Here is a 25,116-nt window from a genome sequence, read left to right on the forward strand (position 1 = left end):
ACAATTTATTCTAATGAAAAAACACTATGTAATTGGGTTGATGGGGGCGCTGTCCTTTGCCGGACTTTCGATGTCCTGCAACGGACCGGGCAAGTCGCTCAAACGGGATGAAAACGGCAAAATTATCGTTGATACATTGCCTTCCCCGGCGTATCTATCGCCGGAGGAAAGTATGGCTCAAATTTATCTACAGCCGGGATACCGGTTGGAATTGGTAGCAAGTGAACCCATGATCCATGAACCGGTGGCCATCGCGTGGGATGCCAATGGACGGATGTTTGTTGCGGAGATGAATACCTACATGCAAGATGTTAACGGTACAGGTGAAATGCAGCCGGTATGTTCGATCAAACGGCTGGAAGATACGGACGGCGACGGGAAAATGGATAAATCAGTTGTCTTTATCGACAGTTTGGTATTGCCACGGATGATTCTGCCATTGGATGACCGGCTGTTGGTAGCCGAGACGTTCGACAACAGCATCTATAGTTACCGGGATAGGGATGGCGATGGAGTGGCCGACCAGCGGGAAGCGGTTTTTGTCAACGACCGGCCCAATACCAACAACCTGGAACACCAGCGAAGTGGCTTGGTGTGGAATCTGGATAACCGCATTTATCTGACCGTCGAAAATGTACGGTACCGTTACGAACAAGGTAAGCTGGTTGCCGAAGAGCTGGAAGAAAGCCCGGGTGGGCAATGGGGGCTAGCCAATGATGACTATGGACGGTTATACTTTTCCGCAGCAGGAGCTGAAATACCGGCACTGGGCTTCCAGCAAAATCCCTACTACGGCCGGCTCGATTTTAACGATCAGTACGATGATGAATTCAAGGCTGTGTGGCCGGTGATCGCTACGCCCGACGTTCAGGGGGGATTGAACCGGCTTCGTCCGGACAGCACGTTGAACCATTTTACCGCATGTACGGGGCAGTCAATTTTCCGGGGTACGTCCTTGCCCAAGGATATGGTGGGGGACCTGCTGATCTGCGAGCCGGTAGGGCGGTTGATCAGACGGGCGAAAGTAGCGAACAACGATGGAAAGATATCATTGACAAATGCCTACGATCATGAAGAGTTCATTTCATCATCCGATATGAATTTCAGACCGGTGAACACGCAGACCGGTCCCGATGGTAATCTCTACATCGTGGACATGTACCGGGGTATTATCCAGGAAAGCGAGTGGACCAAAGAAGGAAGTTTCCTTCGGCCGAAAATTTTGGAACGTGGGCTCGATAAAAACATCGGCCGTGGCCGGATTTATCGGTTGGTTTATGACGGCATGAAGCCGGATACCACCCGCCCGAAAATGCTGGAAGGAACCCCCGCGCAACTGGTTCAATACCTACGGCATCCAAACGGTTGGTGGCGTGACAATGCCCAGAAATTGCTGGTGCTGCGGGGGGATACCAGCGTAGGAGGCGCGCTTCGGAAAATGGTCGCCTCATCGCCGGAGCAGCTAGCCCGGATCCATGCGTTATGGACGTTGGACGGTTTGGGGATATTGGACCTGACGACATTAGCGGCTGCGTTGTCCGATCGAGACGCTCAAGTTCGCAAAACCGCTGTTTGGGTAGCCGATGGAACGGCGTGGGAGAATGACGCAGCGCTGTTCAGTGCGTTACAGCAACTTAAAGACGATCCCGACGCAGAAGTACGGTTCCAATTGGGACTGAATATGCGATTTGATCAATCCGCCCAGGCGAAAACACTGCTAGAGGAACTCGTAAAAGCGCATCCAAACAATATTCTGGCGGTATCTCAGCAACGGTACGAAGACCGCTTGGTTGAGCGGGCCAAAGCGGAAAAGGAAGCTGCATTGTTGGCCATCGAAGACCAGAAGCGTGTCAAACAAGGAGCCATGATTTATAAAGAGTTTTGTGCTTCGTGCCATGGTGCCGACGGCAAAGGGCTGAACATCGGTGGCGGTGCCGCAGCCGCACCTATTTTGGCTGGCAACGCCACGGTAAACGGGGAGGCTGACAAGTTGATCAAAATTCTGTTGCACGGGCTCACCGGACCGATCGATGGAAAGACCTACACGAACATGATGCCGGCGCTGGGTAGCAATGACGACGAATATATCGCGGCAGTTCTGAGTTACATCCGAAATGATTTGGGCAACAAGGCATTCGCGGTGCGACCAGATAGGGTAAGGCGAGTACGCGAAGAAACGAAAGATCGGAATAAACCCTGGACTAAGGCCGAGCTGGATAGATAAGGACGTCGGATTGGTACGACTTACGCTACTGTCATATTATTGCATATTGTTTTAAATTGCCTAATTTTGGATGGTGAATGCGACGGTTCACCCACGCACTGGGAAGGGGTTTGATGCGTGGATGAGCCAAAATGATCGCATTTGTAATCTATAGTTCGGCATTGAAATCGTGGATTTTTCATACTATTTGGTGTACCCTGGGATACATCATGGGATTTCCCATAAGCTCAAGTGCGCAATACGGCTTGGGTTTTGCGAGTCATGAGGCGGTATCCGACCAACGTACGGGGCTGGATTTAAGTAACGATGGACAGATTTGTTTTGACGATAACGTTGAATTATCTTTTGAACTGTCGTTTATGCCCAATCGAACCGATTATTTCGGTTACGTTGTGCGGATTATTGCTGACGATCGGACAAATATCGATTTGCTTTACGATCGTTCGACCAATGTAAAAAATCACTTTAAAATTGTGCTGGGCGGGAAGTTTTCCTCCATCGCCTTTAACATCGATTCCAACAAACTGTTTCATGAGTGGATCCCGGTAGCCATCAAGTTGGATCCGCGCATGAGTTTAATAACCGTTACGTGCGGTGACCGTGTCTATACTGAAAAATTGGCGACAAGTGAACGCGGTTGTCTAAAAGTTCTCTTTGGATATAACGACTATAAAGAGTTTAAGACGACGGATGTGCCGGCGATGAAGATCCGGAATGTTCAAATCCGGGAAGGAAAGCGGTTACTGCACCACTGGCCGTTAGATGAAGAGAAAGGCACGGAAGTTAAAGACGAGATAAAAGGAATGACCGCTTCGGTCATCAACCCACAATGGATCAAACGATCCCATTACGAATGGGGGCTGCTCGAAAATATAAAGATTGGGGGACAAGCGAGTACCGCATTTGATCCGCGAACGGAGAGCGTATTCATCGTCGGGAGAGATTCACTACTGAAAATTCATGTCCCCACCGGACAACGGAGTGTTTTCAGATATCAGTCAGGGCCGCTGTTGCTAATTAACGGGAATCAATCTTTTTTTGATACATTGACCAATCAACTGGTGAATATCTGTATAGACCAGCAAACGGTTTCGGTCTTTGACTTTGCATCGCTAAGTTGGTCGGAGAACTTTACCTACCCAGGGGAAGGGACCAGCTATCTCCATTTCAACAAATTTTATTCTTCGATCGATAGCAGCTTGTATTTTATCGGAGGATATGGACATTTTCTCTTCAAAAACGAAATTCGTCGGTATACCTCGGGCGGCACGTGGCACCGAGTTGCCGCTGTTGGCGATCCGTTTATCCCGCGGTATCTCGCCGCCTTGGGTTCGACTCAAAAAGGGGCGTATATTTTGGGAGGATACGGGAGTATTTCCGGCCAGCAAATGCTCAATCCAAAAAATATTTATGACCTGATTTTCTATGACGTCAAGAATAAGACACTTTCAAAAATCTATGAGTTTGATCCCGGTGAAGAGGATTTCGTATGGGCTAATTCTTTGATTATTAATGAGGCAAGCGATGAGTTTTATGGGTTGGTATTTCCCAAGAACAAATATAACGCAACCTTGCAATTGGTGGTTGGTTCATTGACTCAACCTGGTTTAAAGGCCTTAGCGACGCCCATTCCTTATTTTTTCCATGATATACAGTCGTTTTCCGATCTATATTACGGTTCGGATAGCCAACGCTTTTCGGCGGTAACGTTATATTACGACGAAAAAGTAGCTACCACAACCGCTAAAATTTATGCTTTATTTAGCCCACCTATCCCCTACGATGCCACACACGAGGCTTCGGAAAGAACATCGAACGTATGGAATTCGGTATTTATCGGTTTAGGGATAACGATGATAGTGGCCGTATTTATCATTTTGCGGAAAAGACATCTGAAAAAGGGGGTAAGCTATCCGGCTACGTCAGGGTCGCCAGTAGGAGACCGTATACACCATTCTGTCGTGGTCGAACACCAGCCGGATAAGAACAGTATCTTCCTTTTCGGCGGGGATTTGCAGCTTTTTGATTCTGAAGGAGTAGATATGACCCGCAGTTTTACGCCACTTATCAAAGAAATATTTTTGATCATATTGCTCCATACGCTCCGACGGGGACGAGGCATCAGCTCGGAAAAGCTCACCGAGCAGTTTTGGTCCGATAAATCTACGGAAAGCGCCCGCAATAACCGCTCCGTCAACATTGCCAAAATTAACGCCATTCTGGAACGGTTGGGAAGTGCGAAAGTCTCCAAGGACACAGGCTATTGGAAATTTCAGGCATATAACGATATTTACATCGACTATAAAAACTACTTAGCCATCGTAACCAACAAAGACGTACTGGATAAAAAACGTATCCAAGAACTGTCGGCCATTGTACAAAGGGGCGGATTCCTTTCGGAGACAGATTATGAGTGGCTCGATTCATTCAAAGCTGAAGTTTCCATCCAGGTAATCAATACGTATATGCGTTTTGCCGAAAGCGTCGACATTGCTGAAGACCCGGAATTTATGGTGGAGTTAGCTAATTATATTTTCTACTTCGATCCTGTTCATGAGGAGGCGATGACCATTAAATGCAAAGCATTAGCCTATATGGGCAATCATTCGCTTGCCACACAGACTTTTGAAAATTTCTGCAACGAATATCGCCATATCTACGGCGAAGAGTTCGGCAAAGACTATAAGATGATCCTTTCATAGCGCCCCTATCCGGGTCTAAGGTCGTATCCACATCTGATTCAAACAAGGCAGTGATATCATATCGATTTTGCACAGGCCGTCACGTTAAACATATCCCTGAATGTCCCTTTGGAACCGAATTGTCACACAGTCGTCGGGAACTCCAGCCCCGGTATCTGTATAATTATCTTATGGAAAATATCGCTGATTTACAATAATTTATAGGGGTGTTAAGGGTTGCTGTATAGTTGTTAATCTTTTGTTAATTATTTGTTATGGGTACACCTGTATCCTTGATACGATTTAAGGGACGGCATAAACAAGTATACAACACGCTGTCATTTCGATTGACGCGTTACCGCGAAGAGCGTGCAAAATAGCTAGGCAAAAGGATCAACATTTAAAACTGATTATGATGAAAGCAACCCCTATGGACCCACCCCCACCGACGTAGTTTGCTTGTACGAAGCAAAACCTATCTGGGCGATCATGGAGATCGAAGTCAGATATAACCTAATGCAATGAGTTAACCAATTATCTATTTTGGGATGATGCGCCCTAGCTTCAAGCGAGCTTCATCGCCAATAAAAGCAGATTATTCTGATGAAAAAAATTACATACTTATATTTATTGATCATGCTTGCCCCACTGTATGGCCTTGCGCAAACGCGGACCATCCAAGGACGGGTAACCGATGCCCAAACCGGTGAGGCACTAGCGGGGGTAAGCGTTACTGCCCATTCAGCAAATGGACCCGAAGAGGCCACGTCGACGGATGAAACCGGTGCGTATCGGATCCAGGTATCCGAGAACGCAAGAATCCTTGTGTTTGGGTATGTAGGAAAGGCCACATTGACTGAGCAAATCGGGACTAGGACCTCCATAGCGGTTCAGCTGGAAGATGACGCAGGCGAACTGGATGAAGTGGTCGTTACCGGATATGCCACTACGACAAAGGCCACCCTGACCGGCGCGGTGTCATCCATCAGTGGCCAGGACATGGTCCGTACGAAAAACGAAAATACGGTAAACATGCTGACCGGTAAAGTACCGGGCGTACGCGTTCAACAGCGAAGCAGTGCGCCGGGCGACTACGATGCGCGGATCGATATCCGCGGGATGGGCGATCCGCTGTTCGTAATTGATGGGATTCCCCGGGATAAGGCCTACTTTTCACGCATGAGTGGCGACGAAATCGAGAGTGTTTCGGTACTGAAAGACGGTACAGCTGCAATCTATGGCCTGCGCGCAGCCAATGGTGTAATTTTGGTAACGACCAAGAGCGGTACGGACATGGGCGGAAAAGTTGACATCACGTTTAGTACCAATGCCTCCTTACAGCAGTTCCTGAATGTCCCCGAAACCACCAACGCCATCGATTACTTTACACTGAAGAACGAAAAAAACTGGCAGGATTTTAACGGGAACTACCTGGTTCGGCGAAATCCGATGGTAACGGAGGAGCAATTCCAGCCGTATCGGGATGGCACTCTGACCTCTTACAACTGGATGGATAAGGTATTCCGGAAAACCACGCCGCAATCCCAACACAACCTGAGTGTGAATGGGGGGAGCGATAAACTGCGTTATTTCTTTAACTTAGGCTATTCGAAACAAGCGGGTTCATACCGAAGCGATGATTACTATTCCGATCGCTGGAACCTGCGTACCAACGTCGATGCACAGATTACCAAAAGGTTAAAAGCCCGGGTCTCGTTGGGAGGGATGATGGTCAATACGACGAAACCAAATGGCGTCGATTGGACAGCGTACAAATTGACTTGGCTGGCCCGCCCAGATGCTCCGTTCTTTGCGAATGATAATCCCGCCTATCCGAACGGCGACAATCAGGTATTGGCTGATGGGGTAAATATGATGGTACAGACCGACGCGGATTACGTGGGTTATAACGCAAACAAGGATCGCCGGTTTAACGGAACGTTGCAGCTGGAGTATCAGATCCCGGGCGTGGATGGCCTTTCGGCAAAAGGGTCGTACGATTACGCGGTTGGTTTGCCCGACTACCATAATTACAAACGGACGTATACGGTATATCAGTACAATCAAAATAGCGATACGTATTCTCCCATTCAGCGGAATACTCCATCTGGGGTTACGCGCGGGGTCAATATCAACAATGACACCAATATGCAGTTGGGATTGTTCTACGTGAAATCCTTTGGTCAGCATAACTTTAACAACTTCCTCCTGTATGAAGAAACGTTTAGTAACTGGGATAGCTTCAGTGCCTATCGTGACGTGTTTGTCGATTCTGAATACCTCTTTGCGGGAGAGGACTTAAATCAGCGGGCCGTCGGCGGCGGTATAGGTGACCAGACCAGTAAATCACTGGTGGGTCAGTTAGATTATAACTACGCCGGCAAGTACATGTTTGCGTTCAAATTTCGCTATGCCGGCTCCTCCCGTTTTCCGGAAGGAAAACGTTTTGGGTTCTTCCCTACCTTGTCTGGCGCATGGCGCATTAGCGAAGAGCGATTCGTAAAAGATAATTTCGCTTTTTTGAGCAACTTAAAACTGAGGGCTTCGTACGGTGAAATGGGCGATGATAGCTCGGCAGACACCTATCCACCGATGATTGGTTATGGCTTGGATGGTAATAACATCGGATGGATATACAATGGTGTATTGACTGGTGGCGTTTCCCCCTCAGGTATACCCAATCCCAATTTAACGTGGTACGAGATTAAGTCCTATAACGTCGGATTGGAAGTGGGCTTCCTGCAGAACAAGTTGAATGCAACTTTTGACATTTTCAGGCGTGACCGCTCCGGACTGCTAGCAACCAGCGCTGCGGTAATTCCCGGTACCGTAGGGGCAAACCTGCCGAAGGAGAATCTGAATGGCGATCAAAACTTTGGATACGAAATGTCGGTCGACTACAGAAGCCGCTTCAACGAGTTTTCTTACTACGTGGGTGGTCAAATTTCTGCAACCAAATCAAAACGGACCAATTGGCTCGAAACCCCAGCCAGCAATTCCTATGATTATTGGCGGAACCGTACTGCGGGCCGTTACAACGATATCTGGTGGGGAAATGAGTCGGGCGGGATGTTCACCAATTACCACGACATCCGTAATTTCCCTGTTCCCCAAGGTCAAGGAACGGTACCGGGCGACTGGTACCTGACTGATTGGAACGAAGATGGCGTGATCAACGGGGACGATGAGCATCCCATCGCCTCGATAGGGCTTCCGGTTTTTAACTACGGGATTTCATTGGGAGGCGCCTGGAGAGGTATCGATTTGGCCCTGGATTTCCAGGGAGCACACGGCGTCTTCGTTAGTTATAACGAGTTGCTTGTCGAACCTTTGCCATTTGGCGGACAAAATACCCTGGCATTTTTCATGGACCGTTGGCATCCAGTTGATCCCAATGCCGACTATTTCGACGCGAGTACAGAATGGGTGCCTGGGTATTTTCCGATCACAGGTCGCGATGGTCGTCGCACCGGAACCAATGCGGTTCAGAATGCATCCTATGCGCGTCTGAAAACCGCGGAATTGGGATACACCCTTCCTGACAGGTGGGTGTCCAAAGCCGGAGTGAAGAATTTGCGGATTTATTTCAGCGGTTATAACCTGTTGACGTTTACGGGTCTGGAACACATGGATCCCGAACGTCCCGGTAGGCAGGTTAGTAGCGCAGATGGTCCGGTCGACTTGTACAATTATCCGAACAATAAGACCTACACGTTTGGTGCAAGCATAAAATTCTAAAATTACGAATGAACCTGCATGAATTGCCATTCAAAAGACGACGGGAACTTTGCGCAGCGGCCGCTTGAACGCCGCTGATGATAACCCACGGTGAAATATAGTTCATGCAAGCTTCATTGCCATTACAAAAAAATTATTCAAATGAAAAAGAGACGGTTAGCATATATAGCACTTTTAGGAGGGCTTGTTTTCTCATGCCGGGAATTAAACTTGGAGCCAAAAGGGGTATTGGGTGAGTCCGAACTTTTTGGTACCGAATTCGGTGTGAAGAAATACTTTGCAGGTTTATATAATTACCTGCCCATTGAAGATTTCCTGTACTATGGCACGAATTCGAATAGTGCCTATCGCCCGGACAATTACTGGGAATCCGGCAAGTTCAGCCTGGGTAACATGAGTGGGGAATTTTTCAATACGTGGGCGAGTGTCGACAACGATGGATTCGCCTATTGGCCTTACGATCGTATCCGCATCGTGAATACCTTTATCCAAAATTTCCCAACCTATAAGGATAAGTACCCCGAAGGCGATTACAAACGGTTATTGGGTGAAGCACACTTTTTGCGTGCATACTTCTATTTCGGATTAGCCAAGCGCTATGGCGGGGTGCCTATCGTCACGGAAGTCCAAGATCCGCTGGCGGGCCCTGACGTGTTGAATGTATCACGAAATACCGAATACGACACGTGGAAATTCATTCACGATGACCTGCAATTTGCGATTGATCATATGTCTGCCGACACCAAAGAGGTAGGCCGTGCGAACAAATACGTTGCCGCCGCCTTGATGTCCCGCACGATGTTATATGCCGGATCCATTGCAAAGTATACGGAGTCACTGGGATTCAAACAAACTGAACTAGCGGCACAGCAAGGTTTGGCAGGCATGGAACCCGCACAGGCAAACGAGTTCTTCGAATATGCGGTGGAAGCTGGGAAAATAATCGAAGCCGGTCCTTATTCCTTGTATAACAAAGAGGCGGACAAAGCAACGAATTTTGCCAGGCTGTTCTTGGATCCCAGTTCGTCGGAATCAATATTCATCAAAGAATACAATAAGAATTCGCCGAACGGCAACCGTTTGACGCATAACTACGATGCACTGATGTCTCCACAACCGGACATGTCGTCGTTTGTTGGTGCCGAAAGTTATGTTCCACTGGACTTCATGGAATTGTACGACATGCCGGTATACACCCATCCGGATGGAACGCCTGTTCGTTTTGATAGCCGCAGTGACATCCGTAACGGAATGGAGCCCCGTATGCGTGGTACCATGTATTTCGATGGCGATGAGTTGCGTGGGAAGATCTTCCAAATCCAAAAGGGTATTTACAGATCGTTTGATGGCGTTGCAGCCGACGCCCAGAAGGGCGTGAACTCCGCGCCGATCAACAGCAACGGAAACCGTATTTTAGGTGGACGGGGCTGGACTACCGAAATCAACGGTGTCACGCTAAACATTACTGGGGCCCATGGGCATTTCGATGATCAAGGGGGCGAAAATAACGGTTGGGGTGCGGCCTATATCCGTAAGTACATCGATCCAGACCTTGCTACCGCTGATGTCAATGTCTACCGTAGCGATCAGCATTGGGTCGTTTTCCGCCTAGGCGAAATTTACCTGAACACGGCCGAAGCACTTTACGAACTGGGTAGACGGGAAGAAGCGTTTGATTACGTGGCAAAAATCCGCGACCGTGCAGGTGCCAAGGTGGTTCGTCCGGCGATCGATATGACCTTAACCAATATAGGTACAATCAACAAGGCGAACTATACCTACGCGATTGAACGGTCGTTACAGTTTATCCGCGACGAACGGGAGCGGGAACTGTATGGTGAAAACCATTGGTGGTGGGATCTACGTCGCTGGCGGACGGCCGACCAAGTGTTGAATCATTTCCGTCATCGTGTGCTGAGCGCTTACTATGTGGCCGACGAAGGGAAATATATATACCTGAATGAAGATAACCGGATCAACAGGGAATGGACGGCGTCCAAGACCTGCTACTATGAACCCATTCCATGGGGTGAAATCGGTAAAAACAATAATCTGTTGCCGCAGAACCCACTTTATTAATTAACTGCTATAGTAACTGTTATGAAGAAATTACTCATATATTCCATTTTAGGGGCGAGTATTTTGTCGGTCACTTCTTGTTACAAGACCGACAACTGGGAGGCTCCGGATGCGCGTGTACACGGGCGTATCATTGATTCATACACGGGCGAGAACTTGCTTTCGTCGCAAGACGATTGGGGCATCCGGATCTGGGAAAGAAGTTGGACAGCCTCTGAGCCGACTCCGCGGAACTTATCGGTCAAACAGGATGGCTCTTATAACAACAGCAAACTGTTTGCAGGGACCTATGATATGCTTCCTTATGGCGGCCCTTTCTGGCCGGTTACGGATACCGTAAAAAACGTGGTTTTTAACGGAAACACGGAGCAAGATTTCACCGTTACCCCTTATTTGCAATTGATTGACTTTGAGACTTCATTGGATGGCTTGAACTTGACAATGAAATGCAGACTCAAAGCCCCTATCCGCACGGGACTGCCGAACCTGGTTGAAATCAAACCGTTTTTGAGTCTCACTACCTTTTGCGGTGCCACCAGTAGCATTGATATTGCGGAATACACCAACCCCAGGATACAAATCAACAAGTCCTGGCAGGAAGAAGTCGGCGACGCCGAAACAAGTGAGGTGTACACGGTCGGGCCGTTGCCTGTAAAAGCAGGTTATACCTATTACGTCCGTTTGGGGGCAAATGTGAACGATGCGAACCGGAAATATAACTATACGGAGATCGTAAGAGTAGACGTTCCCCGATGATGGATATACCGAAAGATCACCACTTGATTGTGTTAAAATCTGTTGATCACCCTGCATGGCGTGGTAATCGACAGCGAACCGGGAGTTCGAATGGTTGTTCATCGCCTTCGCGATGAACAACCCATTTTCGTTTTTGTGCGGGTGCTTACCCCGTAAATGCTTCAAACAGTGGTAGATATCAAAATATTTCAATGATGATGATTACTCGATCCAAAAGATTTTTCAAGCTTGCGTTCCTAAGCGGTTCATTTTTTTTATGGATAGCTTGCTCAAAAGACAATAATTCGGTTAAAGTTCCTGAAGATGAAACCGAAGAAGTTCCCGAAGCCGTTTACGATGAAACGGGATGCTTATACACATCTTACACCGGACTGGTCATGGCAGGATATCAGGGTTGGTTTGCTGCAGAGGGAGATGGCTCCAACCGGGGTTGGTATCATTACCAAGGGCCAAACAATACCTTTAGGCCCGGCGTTACAAACATAGACTTTTGGCCGGATGTCACGGACTATTCGAAAACTTATAAATCCCCCTTTCAATACGCAGATGGCTCAGACGCTTACCTATACAGTCCCTACGACGAAGAGAGTGTAGACCTTCATTTCAAATGGATGAAAGAATACGGATTGGACGGTGTGCATATGCAACGGTTCGTGGGAGAGATCAAACCCTCCAATGCGGCGGGGAAACGACATTTCAACCAAGTGCTGGCCAATGCGCTGAAGGCAGCAAAAAAATACGAACGGGCAATCAGCGTAATGTATGACCTTAGCGGTTCAACCCGTGAAGATGTTGCCTATCTGGAGGAGGATTGGAATGAATTGCAGCAAACATTTGATCTATTTAATAATTTCGAGCATCCAACGTATCTCCGGCACAACGGAAAACCCCTTGTGACCATATGGGGTGTGGGATTTAATGATAACCGGCAATATTCGGTCAGCGACGTAAGCCGTTTGGTCGATCGGCTAAAAGGCCCCGCTAATAAAGTATCCATCATGCTGGGCGTTCCGTATTATTGGCGTACGTTGGACCGCGATACCGAGAATGATCCGGCGTTACTTGACTTGATCAAAAAAGTTGATATCATTATGCCTTGGGCTGTTGGGCGATATGACAACGATAGCTACAACAATGCGGCCGGTACGATGGTTATGGATTTGATGTGGTGTAAGCAAAACAGTGTCGATTATGTACCCTTGGTATTCCCGGGATTCAGCTGGGGCAATATGCACAATGATCCGTCGCTATACCATTCGATTCCGCGGTTAAAAGGGGATTTCCTGTGGAAACAGGTGGTAGGGGCCAAAGGGGCTGGTGCAGAGTCCCTGTATGTGGCCATGTTCGACGAAGTGGACGAGGGTACCGCGATCTTTAAGTGCGCACGGGAGAATGAAGTGCCGCTTAATGGCCCGCTTCAATTTATGGGAATTGAGCAAGATCTGCCATCAGACCATTATCTCTGGCTTACCGGAGAGGCGGCCCGTTGGTTTCACGGCGAATCGGGTTACGGATCTACCCGACCAAATCGGTAATAGTTGCTGCTTCTTTAAAAAAAAATACAATACATTCATATGATAGATGCTATAGGAATCAAGAGAAAGGTAAATGCGATTTTGGGTTATGCCGGCTTAGCGGTATTGGCTATCGCCGGAACGAATGCGTGTGCTCATGCTGGTGTGCCGGACAAAGAGCCGGTGGATTACGTAAATCCCTACATGGGTAACATCAGTCATTTGCTGGTGCCGACCTACCCCACGGTTCATCTTCCCAACAGTTTTCTGCGCGTATACCCCGAACGCCACGATTATACGGGCGACCGGTTGCATGGGCTTCCGCTTATTGTTACCAGTCACCGAGGTAGCTCGGCGTTTAATCTAAGCCCTTTTCGGGGAAATACGGCAGATCTTCAGCCGGTTATTTCGTATAGTTACGACCAAGAAGTGATCAAACCCTATGCCTACACGGTCTACCTGGATGAAGAGAAAATCGGTGTTGACTTTGCTCCTTCACATCAATCGGCGCTGTATCAGCTTGATTTCGAGGAAGACAGTCCGGTGTCGATTATTGTTAGTTCTCGTAATGGGACATTACGTTGGGATGGAAAAGCCCTTTCCGGTTATCAGTCGCTCGCCAACCAAACGAAAGTATACATCTATTTGGAAACCGCGGAAGCGCCGGTCAAAGCTGCCGTGCTGCAGGACAATGGGTTGGTCGAGCGAAACAAAACCGAAGGACGGAACGCCGCGATGGTGCTGCAGTTCGCGGATGGCGTCCGTCAATTGGGGGTTCGCTATGGCATTTCTTTCATTGATGAAGCCCAAGCCCGGGAAAATTTGCGCCGGGAAATCAAGGACTACGACCTCACGGCGCTGAAGAAAACGGGTCGTGCGGCGTGGAACGAGGCATTGGGAAAAATCCGGGTCACAGGCGGTAGCCCCGATGACCAAGCGATTTTTTACACCTCGCTATACCGTACCTTCGAACGGCCGGTAAACATTTCCGAAGATGGCCGTTACTTCAGCGCATTTGACGGTAACGTACATAATGACGAGGGTATTCCTTTCTATACCGATGATTGGATTTGGGACGCTTACCGGGCCCATCACCCGCTAAACGTGCTAATCGATGCAGAAAAAGAATCCCACATTGTCCATTCGTTTATCACAATGGCTAGTCAGATGGAGCATTTCTGGTTGCCTACCTTCCCCGAGATTACCGGCGATAGCCGTCGGATGAACTCCAATCATGGGGTGGCAACCCTGCTCGACGCTTACGTAAAGGGTGTGAAGGGATTTGACCTCGAAAAAGCGTATGAGGCAGCCAAGAAGGGAATTACCGAAAAGACGTTGGCCCCCTGGTCGGGTGCCCCGGCGGGCGAGCTGGATCGATTCTATAAAGCGCACGGATACATTCCCGCGTTGCGGGACGGGGAGGAAGAGACGATTCCGGAGGTGAATAGCTTTGAACGAAGACAACCGGTTGCGGTGACCTTAGGTACGGCATACGATACCTGGTGCCTTGCCCAGCTGGCCAAAGCACTTGGCAAAGATGACGAATATGCGTATTTTCTAAAGCAATCGTTCAACTACCGCAATCTGTTTCATCCGAAAACCCATTTCTTCCATCCAAAAGATGCCAATGGCGAATTTATCGAACCTTTTGACTACGTGTTTTCCGGTGGGCAGGGCGCGCGTGGCTATTACGGAGAAAACAACGCCTGGATTTACCGGTGGGATGTACAACACAATATTCCCGACCTGATTGCCCTTATGGGCGGCAAAGAAGCCTTTGTCAAGAACCTAGATGATATGTTTAACCAGCCCTTGGGTAAGTCCAAGCATGAATTCTATGCCCAACTTCCCGATCATACCGGCAACGTTGGCCAATTTTCAATGGCGAACGAGCCTTCCTTGCATATCCCGTACCTTTATAACTATGCCGGACAGCCCTGGAAGACACAAAAACGGATCCGAACTTTACTGAAGCAATGGTTCCGGAACGATTTGATGGGCGTACCGGGCGACGAAGATGGCGGTGGCATGTCGGCGTTCGTCGTCTTTTCGAAATTGGGCTTTTATCCCGTCACACCGGGAACGCCCAGCTATTCGATCGGTAGCCCTGCGTTCGAACGGGCCGTTATCCGCCTGCCGAATGGAAAGACGTTCGAAGTTATTGCAAATAATGTGTCCGATACCAACAAATACATCCAGTCTGCCACATTGAACGGGCAACCGCTGCTTACCCCCTGGATATCGCACGGCGCGGTGAGTCAGGGGGGAACGCTGGAGTTTAAAATGGGTGACAAGGCCAATACCTCTTGGGGTATCGCGGAACCAAAAAGATAAAAATATGAACATGAGCAGATTTAGGCGGACATCTGTGATCGCTTGGTTGTTAATGCTATCGATGCATGGGTACACCTATGTAGGAAAAAAGGGCGTCGATTCCTCCTACCACTTCGCCGATGGCGTCATATCCCGGCAGGTATTGGAAAACTACCTAAGCAGAAGTATTACGCAGGCCGAAGTAATAGCCAGTGAGGGTTGCTACAACGACGGGCCGTATCCAAACAAGGAGGATGATTTCCGCATGCTGAAAAATATCGGTGCGAAGTTCATCGGCCGTTCGCTATACTCCTGGGGCAAAGAGAATTTTTTCTTGACTCCCTCTTTCTGGACAAATGCGAAAGCAGCAATCGATACGTTCCACGCGTATGATAGCACGGTGGTTTTCCAGGCGGCAATTTTCGAAATTGTAACCGAAAAGGTGCAGGAAATACCCATACCGGCATGGGTATTTGAGGCGTTTGATCTACCTATCGAGCAACGGAATTTTGTCTACCAAGAGATGCTTAACAGCGAAGGATACCTCGTAGACCATTGGCGGAAAGGGAGCAGCGTGCCTGATATTACCCAACAGGAGACAAGGTTATTTTTTTACTACCTGGCCCGCAGGTACATGGAGATAGGCATCGAAGCCATCCATTTTGGACAAGCCCAATTAATGGCCATGGACCATGGGGAAGCGGGGCTGGCCGCGTGGAGAGAATTGCTGCACAAGGTACGGCTGTCAGCATTGACTGTGGCTCGCCGTGGCACGGTGATCTGCGATTCCCACTTGCCCAATGGCGGCATGGTGCTCAATGGCAGGCTGCTATTTGACTTCGTTTCCTTTCCGCTCCGTTTGAAAGAAATCATTGACGAACCGCAAAAGGTGCAATTGGAGGTGGGTTACTACGACGGGATCTATCGGAAAACCGTGGGTGGCGTTACCCCCAGCGGCTGGCGCTGTGACCACAGCGTGTACCTGGTTGAGTTTGATAATTTCGGCATCAGCAAGCATCGGGATGAGCCCAATTGGAAGGATCACTATGCATGGGGATACGATGAAATCACCTGGTTTTCGAAACAACCCGAAACATACCGGAATGCATTCCTCCACTATGCCCACCGGTGGGTGAAGGAAACCGATCCGTGCGGGTTTTTGCAGATGCCCGGTAGCCGCATCATCACCGGGGCTGAAACCAATCGATACCGTGCAAATACACAGGGACCCAATTGTCCTACGGGAAAAAGTCAGGAAAGTACCATCAAAGAAATCTGGGGATTAAATAAACCGATAACTACGGATCAGATCTAAAAACAAATTAACGTATCATGAAAAACGTGCTTTATTATATTGTCATCGCTATTGCGTCACTTTTTATCAGGCAAAGTCTTTTTGCCCAAACTGAAGGTCGCGGAAAGCCTATCTACTCCGCTTACACCGGCTTGGTTATGGCCGGTTACCAAGGGTGGTTTGCCGCTGAGGGAGACGACTCCCATCGGGGGTGGTATCACTACCGGGAACGGGGCGGCGCTTTCGAACCGGGAGTCAGCAGTGTAGATTTCTGGCCCGATATGCGTGAATACAAAAAAAAGTACAAGTCGCCGTTTAAGTTTGCGGATGGCAGCGATGCATACCTATACAGCGCCTATGACGAAGAAAGTGTAGACCTTCATTTTAAGTGGATGAAGGAATATGGCATCGACGGGGTTCATATGCAGCGCTTTGTAGCCGAAATTAAAAGTGCCTCGGGCAAACGCCATTTTAATAAGGTGCTCCAGAGTGCGCTGAAAGCCGCCAAGAAATATGGCAGAGCCATTAGCGTAATGTATGATCTGAGTGGTTGCCGCAGTGAAGACATTGCATTGGTAGATGCCGATTGGAAGGAGCTGGTAAAAACATTCAAGCTGACCGACCCCGAAGTAAACCCAACTTATCTGTGGCATCGGGGTAAGCCGTTGATGACCATCTGGGGCGTCGGGTTCAACGACCGTAGGCGCTATACTATCGCCGACGTAGATCAGTTGGTCGATCGGCTGAAGTCGCCTGATCACGGCGTCTCCGTTATGCTTGGTGTGCCGTATTATTGGAGCAGCCTCGGCCGGGACACCGAGCCTTCCGAAGCGTTGCATACCCTCGTCAGGAAGGCAGATATCGTGATGCCATGGGCGGTAGGCCGTTACAATAGCGAGACGTTCGACCCCTCGGTGGTGGCCCGCGATATCGCTTGGTGCACCACCAATAACGTGGATTATGTGCCACTGGTGTTTGCTGGGTTCAGCTGGGGGAATATGCATAACAATCCGAAGATCTATCATCAGATTCCGCGCCTGAAAGGCGATTTTTTCTGGCAGCAGGTGGCCGCAGCTAAACAAGCAGGCGCTAAAGCGCTTTACATTGCCATGTTTGATGAGATCGATGAAGGAACCGCCATCTTTAAAACCGCCAATGAAAAAGATACGCCCCTTAACGGCGAAAAAGGACTCCGGTTCGTCGGTATCGAGGACGACCTGCCCACAGATCATTACCTTTGGCTTGCCGGTCAGGCTGCGGCTTGGTTTCATGGGAAGCCGGGATACGGGGCCGAGCGACCTGAACGGTGATACACGTCTTTCCGAGCCTCTTTTCAATTTTTGACACAACGGTTAGGCAGCATATGGATTTTTTGGCTAACTTGACCCGCTTAAATTTGACGTCGAATTTAACGTAGCAAGTTGCGAATTAATCGATATGCTGTATGGCAATGAAGATAGGTGTTGCGGCCGATCATGCCGGCTTTGAACAAAAGCACGATTTGATCAATAAACTTACCGAAGCGGGGTATGCGGTGCACGACTACGGCGCGTTAGTCTATGACCCTGCGGATGATTATCCGGATATTATCGTGCCGTTGGCGCATGCGGTAGCCAATAAAGAGGTTGAACGCGGTATCGCGGTCTGTGGCAGCGGCGTTGGGGTATCCATCGCCGCCAATAAAATACGGGGTGTGCGCGCCGCGCTCATCACCGATACCTATTCCGCCCGCCAGGGCGTGGAACACGACGACATGAACCTCATGTGCCTGGGCGGGCGCGTGGTCGGCCCAATGCTCATGTGGGAATTGGTACATGCATTCCTGCAAGCTCGCTACGAAGGAAGTGAACGTTTCGAGCGACGTCTGCAAAAAGTAATCGCGTTGGAAGACCACTCCGGTCAATAGAATGGCTTGTAAGGTAATTGAACCTGCAGGAGCCGCATCCGAGCTTCTTTGCCGTTGAAAGAAAAATTATTTTAATGAAGAACATGTTTTAAACCAGAAATGAAAGCAAATAGAAAACTATCTCCCACGATTATCGTGATTTTCGGCGGAACAGGAGATCTTACGAAGAGAAAACTGATACCCGCTTTTTACAATTTATATATCGAAGGGTGGATGCCCGAGAAATTTGCGATCATTGGACTCGGAAGGACTAAGCTGAGCGACGACGAGTACAAGGAACATTTATATGAAGGGTTGGTCGAATTTTCCCGCAAGGGAAAACCAGACGATGCCCAATGGGATCAATTTAAGCCAGCCATTTCTTACTTTGAGTCGAACATCAACGACGAGGCGGCTTATGAAGGCTTGGCGGCGAAGCTGGATGCGCTCGACAAAGAGTGGGGCATACGGGCCAATCGCTTGTTTTACCTATCCATCGCTCCGCAATTCATCGAGACAGCCACCGTTAACATCAGTAAGCATAAACTGGCCGATGTACCTGCTTCCGATAGGATTGTGGTCGAAAAACCGTTTGGGTACAACAAGCAAACCGCTGTCGCCCTCAACCAACTGTTGGGCAATACATTCCAGGAAGAACAAATCTATCGCATTGACCACTACCTCGGAAAAGAAACCGTACAGAATATTTTAGCGTTCCGCTTCGCAAATGCGCTCTTCGAACCGCTCTGGAACCGCAATTATATCGACTACATCCAGATTACTGTTGCCGAACAAGTAGGGGTGGAAGATCGGGGGAGTTATTTCGAAAACTCCGGTGCCTTGCGGGATATGATCCAAAACCATTTACTGCAGGTCCTATGTATGATAGCCATGGAGCCACCCATTTCGTTTCATGCGGAGGAGATACGAAATCGCAAGGTGGATGTGATGCGGGCAATTCGCCGATTACGGCACGAAGAGGTACATAAGTATGCAGTGCGTGGCCAATATGGTGCCGGTTGGATCAATGGTAAAAAAGTGCCGGGCTACCGGGAAGAAGAAGGAGTAAATCCGAACTCGAATGTTGAAACCTATGCGGCGGTGCAGCTTTACATCGACAATTGGCGGTGGCAAGGAGTACCGTTTTACCTGCGCACGGGAAAGCGCATGCAGGAGAAAACTTCGTCCATTACGATCCAATTCCGTCCGGTACCACATTCGACATTTTCCTCTTCACAAGCAGGTAACTTAATGCCTAATCGGCTGACTATCAATATTCAGCCCACCATGGATATCCGACTGAGATTTACGGCTAAAAAGCAAGGCTTGGAGATGAGTCTCAATCCGGCTGAAATGGTATTTAATTACGACACCTGTTCTACACAGACCCCCGAGGCCTATGAGACCCTACTGTTGGATGCTATGCGGGGCGATACGACCCTGTACATGCGTTCGGATCAGGTAGAGGAAGCATGGGATGTGATCACCCCTATACTGGAAACCTGGGAAAGCCGGGATTCACTGGACTTTCCCAATTATGCGGCGGGTACCTGGGGCCCCGAGAGCGCCGAGGCATTGATCGCCCGGCAAGGGCATATCTGGGCATTGAATTTACATACGTGATATCATGATTAAAAAATTCAAAGATTTACTACAACTGAATACGGAAGCTGCACAGCTGTTTGTACAAGCCGCTCAGACAGCCATTGCGCATAATGGGCGTTTTAACGTGGCACTTACGGGTGGGAGTTCCCCTGTCGATTTATACCGGTTATTGGCCTCTGTACCTTACCGAGATCAAGTGTCATGGGAACAGGTTTATATTTTTTGGGGCGATGAGCGTTGGGTGCCGCTTGACGATGAACGGAGTAACGCACGAATGGCTTTTGAGACGCTGTTGTCGCATGTTCCGATTCCACGATCGCAGATTTTTCCGATGTGGGCTGAAGGAGTTTCTCCTGATGAATTTGCACAGAGCTATGAGAAATCGGTACGGTTGCATCTTGTTGAAGGATGTTTTGACTTGATTTTATTGGGTATGGGAGCGGACGGCCATACGGCTTCTTGGTTTCCGCATACAGAAGTATTGCATGAATACGATAAGTGGGTTGCTGCCTATTACCTCGAAGCTCAGGCTATGTATCGAATTACGCTTACCGTGCCGTTAGTCAACCGGGCCAATCAGATTGCTGTCATCGCCTACGGGTCGAATAAAGCAGATGCGTTGTATGAGGTTTTGCAGGGTGAACGTAATTTTGAACACTACCCGGCGCAGCTCATTGATGTCGCAGACGACCGGATTACCTGGTTCGTAGATGAGCCTGCCGCAGCGAGAATTTAAAAGATTCTCTTTTTGCAGAATCGCGCCTTTTTGAAACCGAGAGCATGGCTTGGTAGGTTTTTTATTTGGCTAAAAATGAATACTTTTGAAAAAAGCAATTAATAACATGGCAAAACCAAAAGTTTCAAACAGCGAAATACTGACCTACCTTCAAGAACGCAAAAAGTCGTTGAAGAAGGAATTGGAACAGCTGGAAAAGGTATTGAATTCGATTGATGACGATGAAAAGCCGTCTGGAAAGAAGGGTAAGAAGAAGGGGAAAAAGAAGCTTGAGAAAGCCGTAAAAGCGATCCGAAAAAAGGTAACTGAAGCCATTAAGGGTGTTAAAGCTGATTCAGAATCGACCCCGATTGAATCCGCCGCCGCAACAAGCAAGCCGCCCCGTTCACCAAAGACCAAAGCGTCGGTTCCCGATACGGCTACAGTGCAGGAGACCGAGGAGCGCCCTGTTAGTAAAGTCCGTAAACCGCGCATTGCAGATAAGCCGGCAAGTGCCTCTGCCGTGACTGCCGTGCCGGCTGTTGTAGTTGAAGAAAAAAGGCCGGTGAGAAAAAAAGAGGCGGCAGTAAAAAAAACGGAGGAACCGAAAGCGAACAATGAATCGGTTTTTAATCCAAACGCTACGATGGATGAAAAAATCCGTTATGCCTTGGGGCAAAAAGGCAACAGCACCAAAGAGGAACTTATCGACCACCTCAACGGTCTAGAACCCGCTTATGGGCTTTCCAAACTCAGAAAGGTGGTGGCTTTCCGCTTGAATCACTTGGTGAAAACCGGAAAAATCAAGGGAAAAGAGAGCAAATCTGGAATCCGTTATGCGAATTGATCGGCGTTAATCTTCCGTTAATGTAGCCAGAAAACTTACCACATCCCGGACTTCGCGTTTGGAAAGTATGGTTTTCATATCGAGCATACTCGAGGGTGAAAAGGTTTTTTTCTGAATCTGACTTTGCGGAATGAGTTGATAGGAGCCCTGTCCTTTTCGGATTTTTACACCACGGCCGTCTTCCCCTTCGAAGATACCGGATATCGTTTGTCCGTTTTTTAGTTCGAGGACAACTGCACCAAATCCCGGTGCTATGCGGCGGCTGGGATCGATCACCGATTCGAGCAATTGTTCATGCGTTAGCCGATTGGCAATTCCGTTGAGGCGTGGGCCTGCATTGCCGCCACGATCATCGTAAGCGTGGCATTTCATGCATTGTGCCTGTGGATGCTGGAAAAAAATCCGCCGCCCCCGGTCTGGATCACCGCCTTGTAGACTGCTCGCATAGGAAGCCAGCAATTCATCGGACGAGAAATGTTGACTGATGGCGGCATAGCGCGCCTTCAACGCTTCGGAATGGGTGCTGTCAATGGCCTCGCCCAGTTCTAAATAGACATCCGGATTGAGGCGGCCATTTTTCATCTGGTCTAGCAAACTCACGAAAGCAGCTTGGGAATTTTCAAGCGGTATTTTACCCATTGTAACGATTGCCGCTTGTTTCTCTTCCGTCGTTTTCGTAGCGATGACATTCGTCAATAATTCAACCATGACGGATTTCGGAATTGCCATGTTTTCAAGTAAGTTAAGACCGGCTACGCGAACCGATTTTTCGTGATCGGCAAGGGCTAATTTGATTGCCCGTTCCTGCTGAGGCGCTTCAAGCGCCACCAACGCTTTTAAGCATTCAATACGCATGGATGCTTCCCGATCCTTTAGCCCGGCCGCTAGTTGGTCAACCGCTTGGCGAATCTGAAGTTTCCCGATTGCTTTTGCAGCACTCCGTCTGACGGTTAATTCCCGATCGCTAAGCAGGTGGGTAAACACCTCGGCGGTTTGCTTCCGTAATTCATCGGCGTCTCGCTTAATAGAGCCTCTATAACGACCGTCTACGCGATCCAGAACAGAAGGTTTGGCCCAAGTACTGACGGCGTCCATTGCTTCGGTACGCATCGATGTGGGATGCGTATGTTCTTGCATGTATTGCATAAGGCTTTGTAAATTGGCGGGCTGCCCGACCCGGAGATTGGCATTTATGATCCTGCGGATCAATGCTTCGTTCGTATACGACGTGGTGTCGAGTAACCCGGCAAGGGCAGGCAACGCCTCTTTGATGGATAGGTCGTCATTAATCGCGCGGGCGGCCTCCGTGACTACAAACTCATCGGGGTCGTTAAGGAAGCGGGCAATGCTGGAATCGCCCATGCGCCGCAATGCGACGACGGCCGCGATCCGGAGTGCCCGCGACGCGCTGTTCACCAGCGCAGTAAGGGGTTCCGGTTTACCGATGCGAGCCAATGCCAGCGTGCCGGCGTGGCGTAAGAACGCATCTTGGTCGTCGTTAGCTTCCAGCATGGAAATGATGGGGACAATTGCCGGTTCATATTGAATCCGGCCCAAGGCTTCGGCGGCGAAAAAGCGAACACGGCTATTGTTGTCTTCCAGTAGCGGCAGCAGCTCATTGCCGGCGGCTTGATAACGGACGTCGCCCAACCACTTGGCAGCTTGAGCCCGTATTTCCGGATCAGCGTCCCTGAGCAACGGCATAAGGGAAGTGGCATATGTTGCTTCGGTTCGTGCCAATTGGCTAATTCCCCAAATGGCGTGCACCCTAGCTAACTGATGGCCGGTTTGCGACAGAACTTCTTGAAAAGTTTTTAATCCTTTCTTTCCTCGTTTCGCCAGAGCAAATTGGGCCTTTTGCCGGATGCGCATGTCCTCATGCTGGAGCAGGTTGCCCAGATCGGTGTTTTTCTTGTCGGCAAAATCTGTGGCCAACAGATCACGGACTTCCCGACGGATAGGAGCCGAAGCACCACTTTCGTCGTCCAGCCTCCAAATACGGCCATAATCGTGGGTACCCCATCCATCTATCCAGTCGGCTATGTAAAGCGAACCGTCTGGGCCAAAATCGAGACCTGTGGCCAATATACCACCTAAAATCTTTTTATGCTCTCCCAATTCGAACGTTGCCCCTTTGGGCTTCAGTTTGAAGCTGTGAATCCCCGAGTTGGAGGGGCTGCCCACAAATTCGGCAATTAAGAAGGTGTTTTTATATTGGGGGCTAAGCGCTGTTCCCGGATTATAAACAAGTCCTGTCGGGCCGCTCACGAAGTTGCTGATACAGGGCGTTATATAGGCGGCTTGGCCTTCAAAGCGAGGCAGATACATTTTTTCATCCATCCATACTTTATAGCCATTGTTATCCGGATCATGGTATTTCCCGTATTGCCAATTACTGCGCCACCCCGCGTCCGAACCGTTGACAATGTAAACCAAACGCTCTTTTTCGCCGGGATGATCACCGTCATTGTCCTCGCTGATGATGTTCCCATATTCGTCAAACACGAATTGATGTGTATTGCGTAAACCATAGGCAAAGATTTCGAAATCGCTGCCATCAGGATTGGCACGAGCGATAACACCGCAGTTTGGATATGCCCATTTTTGCCCGTCGGGCCCTACACCATTGAAGCCAATATCCCCGATTTGCCAATAAAGGCGACCATCCGGTCCCATCTTTATGCCAGACATGCCATGTCCGCTGAAACCCACATGTATTCCATAACCATGAGAAATGGATTGCTTCTCATCAGGGATGCCGTCACCATTTTTATCGGTAAGCTTCCATAGATCCGGCGCAACCGTTACATAAAGGTTCTTCCCATCTACAAAAACGCCACCTGCCACATCGGTTACTTCATCATGGAAATCATCCACTACCAGCTGCGAACGGTCGGCTACACCGTCCCCAGAAAGGTCTTCCACGCGGTATACTTTCTCCCGTTCTACGGTGAGATCCCGCCAATCGTGCGAGCCGTCACCATTGAGATCAGCAAGCCAGGTATTGCGGCTGCTGTTTGCTGGAGATAGTTCCGTGCGCAAAAAATTCCGACGATCTTCCACCGTTTGAAGGCTAATGGAAGGTATTTCCCAATCGCGGTGGCCACGGATATCAAATTCCGAATTTTTTTGCCGATCAGTAGTGGTATAAAAAAGGCGGCCGAAATTATCGACATCGATCGCGATCGGCGAAATAACCAAAGAATCAATCCCCCATAATTTCAAGGTGAGCCCGCTGTCGAGTTCTGCATTGACCTGGTTTTCGATGGTTCGCGCCAACGCTGCGGTATGGGCAGGATCCAACTCCTTAGTCGGCAATTGACTTTTTTTATTTCCGCAACTCCATGACAAGATCATGAATAGAAGGACAGCAACAATTTTGTTCATACAATTGTGGTTCTGACGTTTTTCAAGATAGCAGCGCTAAATATAAGGATCATCGGGTAATGAGCGCATAGTTAATTT

At 49.0% G+C, this 25,116-nt stretch carries 14 protein-coding genes; 13 read left to right on the forward strand and 1 reads right to left on the reverse strand.

The genetic code is table 11. From position 1 onward, the window contains the following. The first annotated feature begins 13 nt into the window (after positions 1–13). The 13 genes from ACFQRK_RS14080 (at position 14) to ACFQRK_RS14140 (ending at position 21,651) form a co-directional block, all read left to right on the forward strand. Positions 14–2,224, forward strand: a complete 2,211-nt coding sequence (locus ACFQRK_RS14080; protein ID WP_379007729.1) for a c-type cytochrome — start codon at positions 14–16, stop codon at positions 2,222–2,224. Between the two features lie 209 nt (positions 2,225–2,433). Further along, positions 2,434–4,926: a galactose oxidase gene (locus ACFQRK_RS14085; RefSeq protein ID WP_379007731.1), complete on the forward strand. Its 2,493-nt coding sequence runs from the start codon at positions 2,434–2,436 to the stop codon at positions 4,924–4,926. 582 nt (positions 4,927–5,508) lie between these two features. Then, positions 5,509–8,643: a SusC/RagA family TonB-linked outer membrane protein gene (locus ACFQRK_RS14090; RefSeq protein ID WP_379007733.1), complete on the forward strand. Its 3,135-nt coding sequence runs from the start codon at positions 5,509–5,511 to the stop codon at positions 8,641–8,643. 141 nt (positions 8,644–8,784) lie between these two features. After that, positions 8,785–10,722 carry a RagB/SusD family nutrient uptake outer membrane protein gene (locus tag ACFQRK_RS14095; RefSeq protein WP_379007734.1) on the forward strand — a complete coding sequence of 646 codons (1,938 nt, stop codon included), beginning with the start codon at positions 8,785–8,787 and terminating at the stop codon, positions 10,720–10,722. Positions 10,723–10,743: 21 nt separating this feature from the next. Continuing rightward, complete coding sequence (locus ACFQRK_RS14100) at positions 10,744–11,478, forward strand: DUF3823 domain-containing protein (RefSeq protein WP_379007737.1); 735 nt, start codon at positions 10,744–10,746, stop codon at positions 11,476–11,478. 191 nt (positions 11,479–11,669) lie between these two features. Continuing rightward, entirely contained in the window at positions 11,670–13,013 is a 1,344-nt protein-coding gene (locus ACFQRK_RS14105; protein WP_379007740.1) for a glycoside hydrolase family 71/99-like protein, read from the forward strand. Between the two features lie 39 nt (positions 13,014–13,052). Then, on the forward strand, positions 13,053–15,326 hold the full coding sequence (locus ACFQRK_RS14110) for a GH92 family glycosyl hydrolase (protein WP_379007742.1): 2,274 nt from the start codon (positions 13,053–13,055) through the stop codon (positions 15,324–15,326). A gap of 10 nt (positions 15,327–15,336) precedes the next feature. After that, positions 15,337–16,620, forward strand: a complete 1,284-nt coding sequence (locus ACFQRK_RS14115) for a hypothetical protein (protein WP_379007744.1) — start codon at positions 15,337–15,339, stop codon at positions 16,618–16,620. 17 nt (positions 16,621–16,637) lie between these two features. Continuing rightward, positions 16,638–17,909: a glycoside hydrolase family 71/99-like protein gene (locus tag ACFQRK_RS14120; protein WP_379007746.1), complete on the forward strand. Its 1,272-nt coding sequence runs from the start codon at positions 16,638–16,640 to the stop codon at positions 17,907–17,909. Between the two features lie 134 nt (positions 17,910–18,043). Continuing rightward, on the forward strand, positions 18,044–18,505 hold the full coding sequence (locus tag ACFQRK_RS14125; protein ID WP_379007747.1) for an RpiB/LacA/LacB family sugar-phosphate isomerase: 462 nt from the start codon (positions 18,044–18,046) through the stop codon (positions 18,503–18,505). 99 nt (positions 18,506–18,604) lie between these two features. Beyond that, the gene (gene zwf / locus ACFQRK_RS14130) at positions 18,605–20,107 is read left to right on the forward strand and encodes a glucose-6-phosphate dehydrogenase (protein ID WP_379007749.1); all 1,503 of its coding nucleotides are present in this window, start codon (positions 18,605–18,607) and stop codon (positions 20,105–20,107) included. Positions 20,108–20,111: 4 nt separating this feature from the next. Next, on the forward strand, positions 20,112–20,825 hold the full coding sequence (gene pgl / locus ACFQRK_RS14135; protein WP_379007751.1) for a 6-phosphogluconolactonase: 714 nt from the start codon (positions 20,112–20,114) through the stop codon (positions 20,823–20,825). Between the two features lie 106 nt (positions 20,826–20,931). Beyond that, complete coding sequence (locus ACFQRK_RS14140) at positions 20,932–21,651, forward strand: hypothetical protein (protein WP_379007752.1); 720 nt, start codon at positions 20,932–20,934, stop codon at positions 21,649–21,651. Between the two features lie 6 nt (positions 21,652–21,657). Here the strand turns inward: ACFQRK_RS14140 and ACFQRK_RS14145 are convergent, their stop codons facing one another. Further along, complete coding sequence (locus ACFQRK_RS14145; RefSeq protein ID WP_379007754.1) at positions 21,658–25,038, reverse strand: HEAT repeat domain-containing protein; 3,381 nt, start codon at positions 25,036–25,038, stop codon at positions 21,658–21,660. Between the last annotated feature and the right edge of the window lie 78 nt (positions 25,039–25,116).

Source organism: Parapedobacter sp. GCM10030251, from assembly GCF_042666505.1.
Classification (GTDB): Bacteria; Bacteroidota; Bacteroidia; order Sphingobacteriales; family Sphingobacteriaceae; genus Parapedobacter.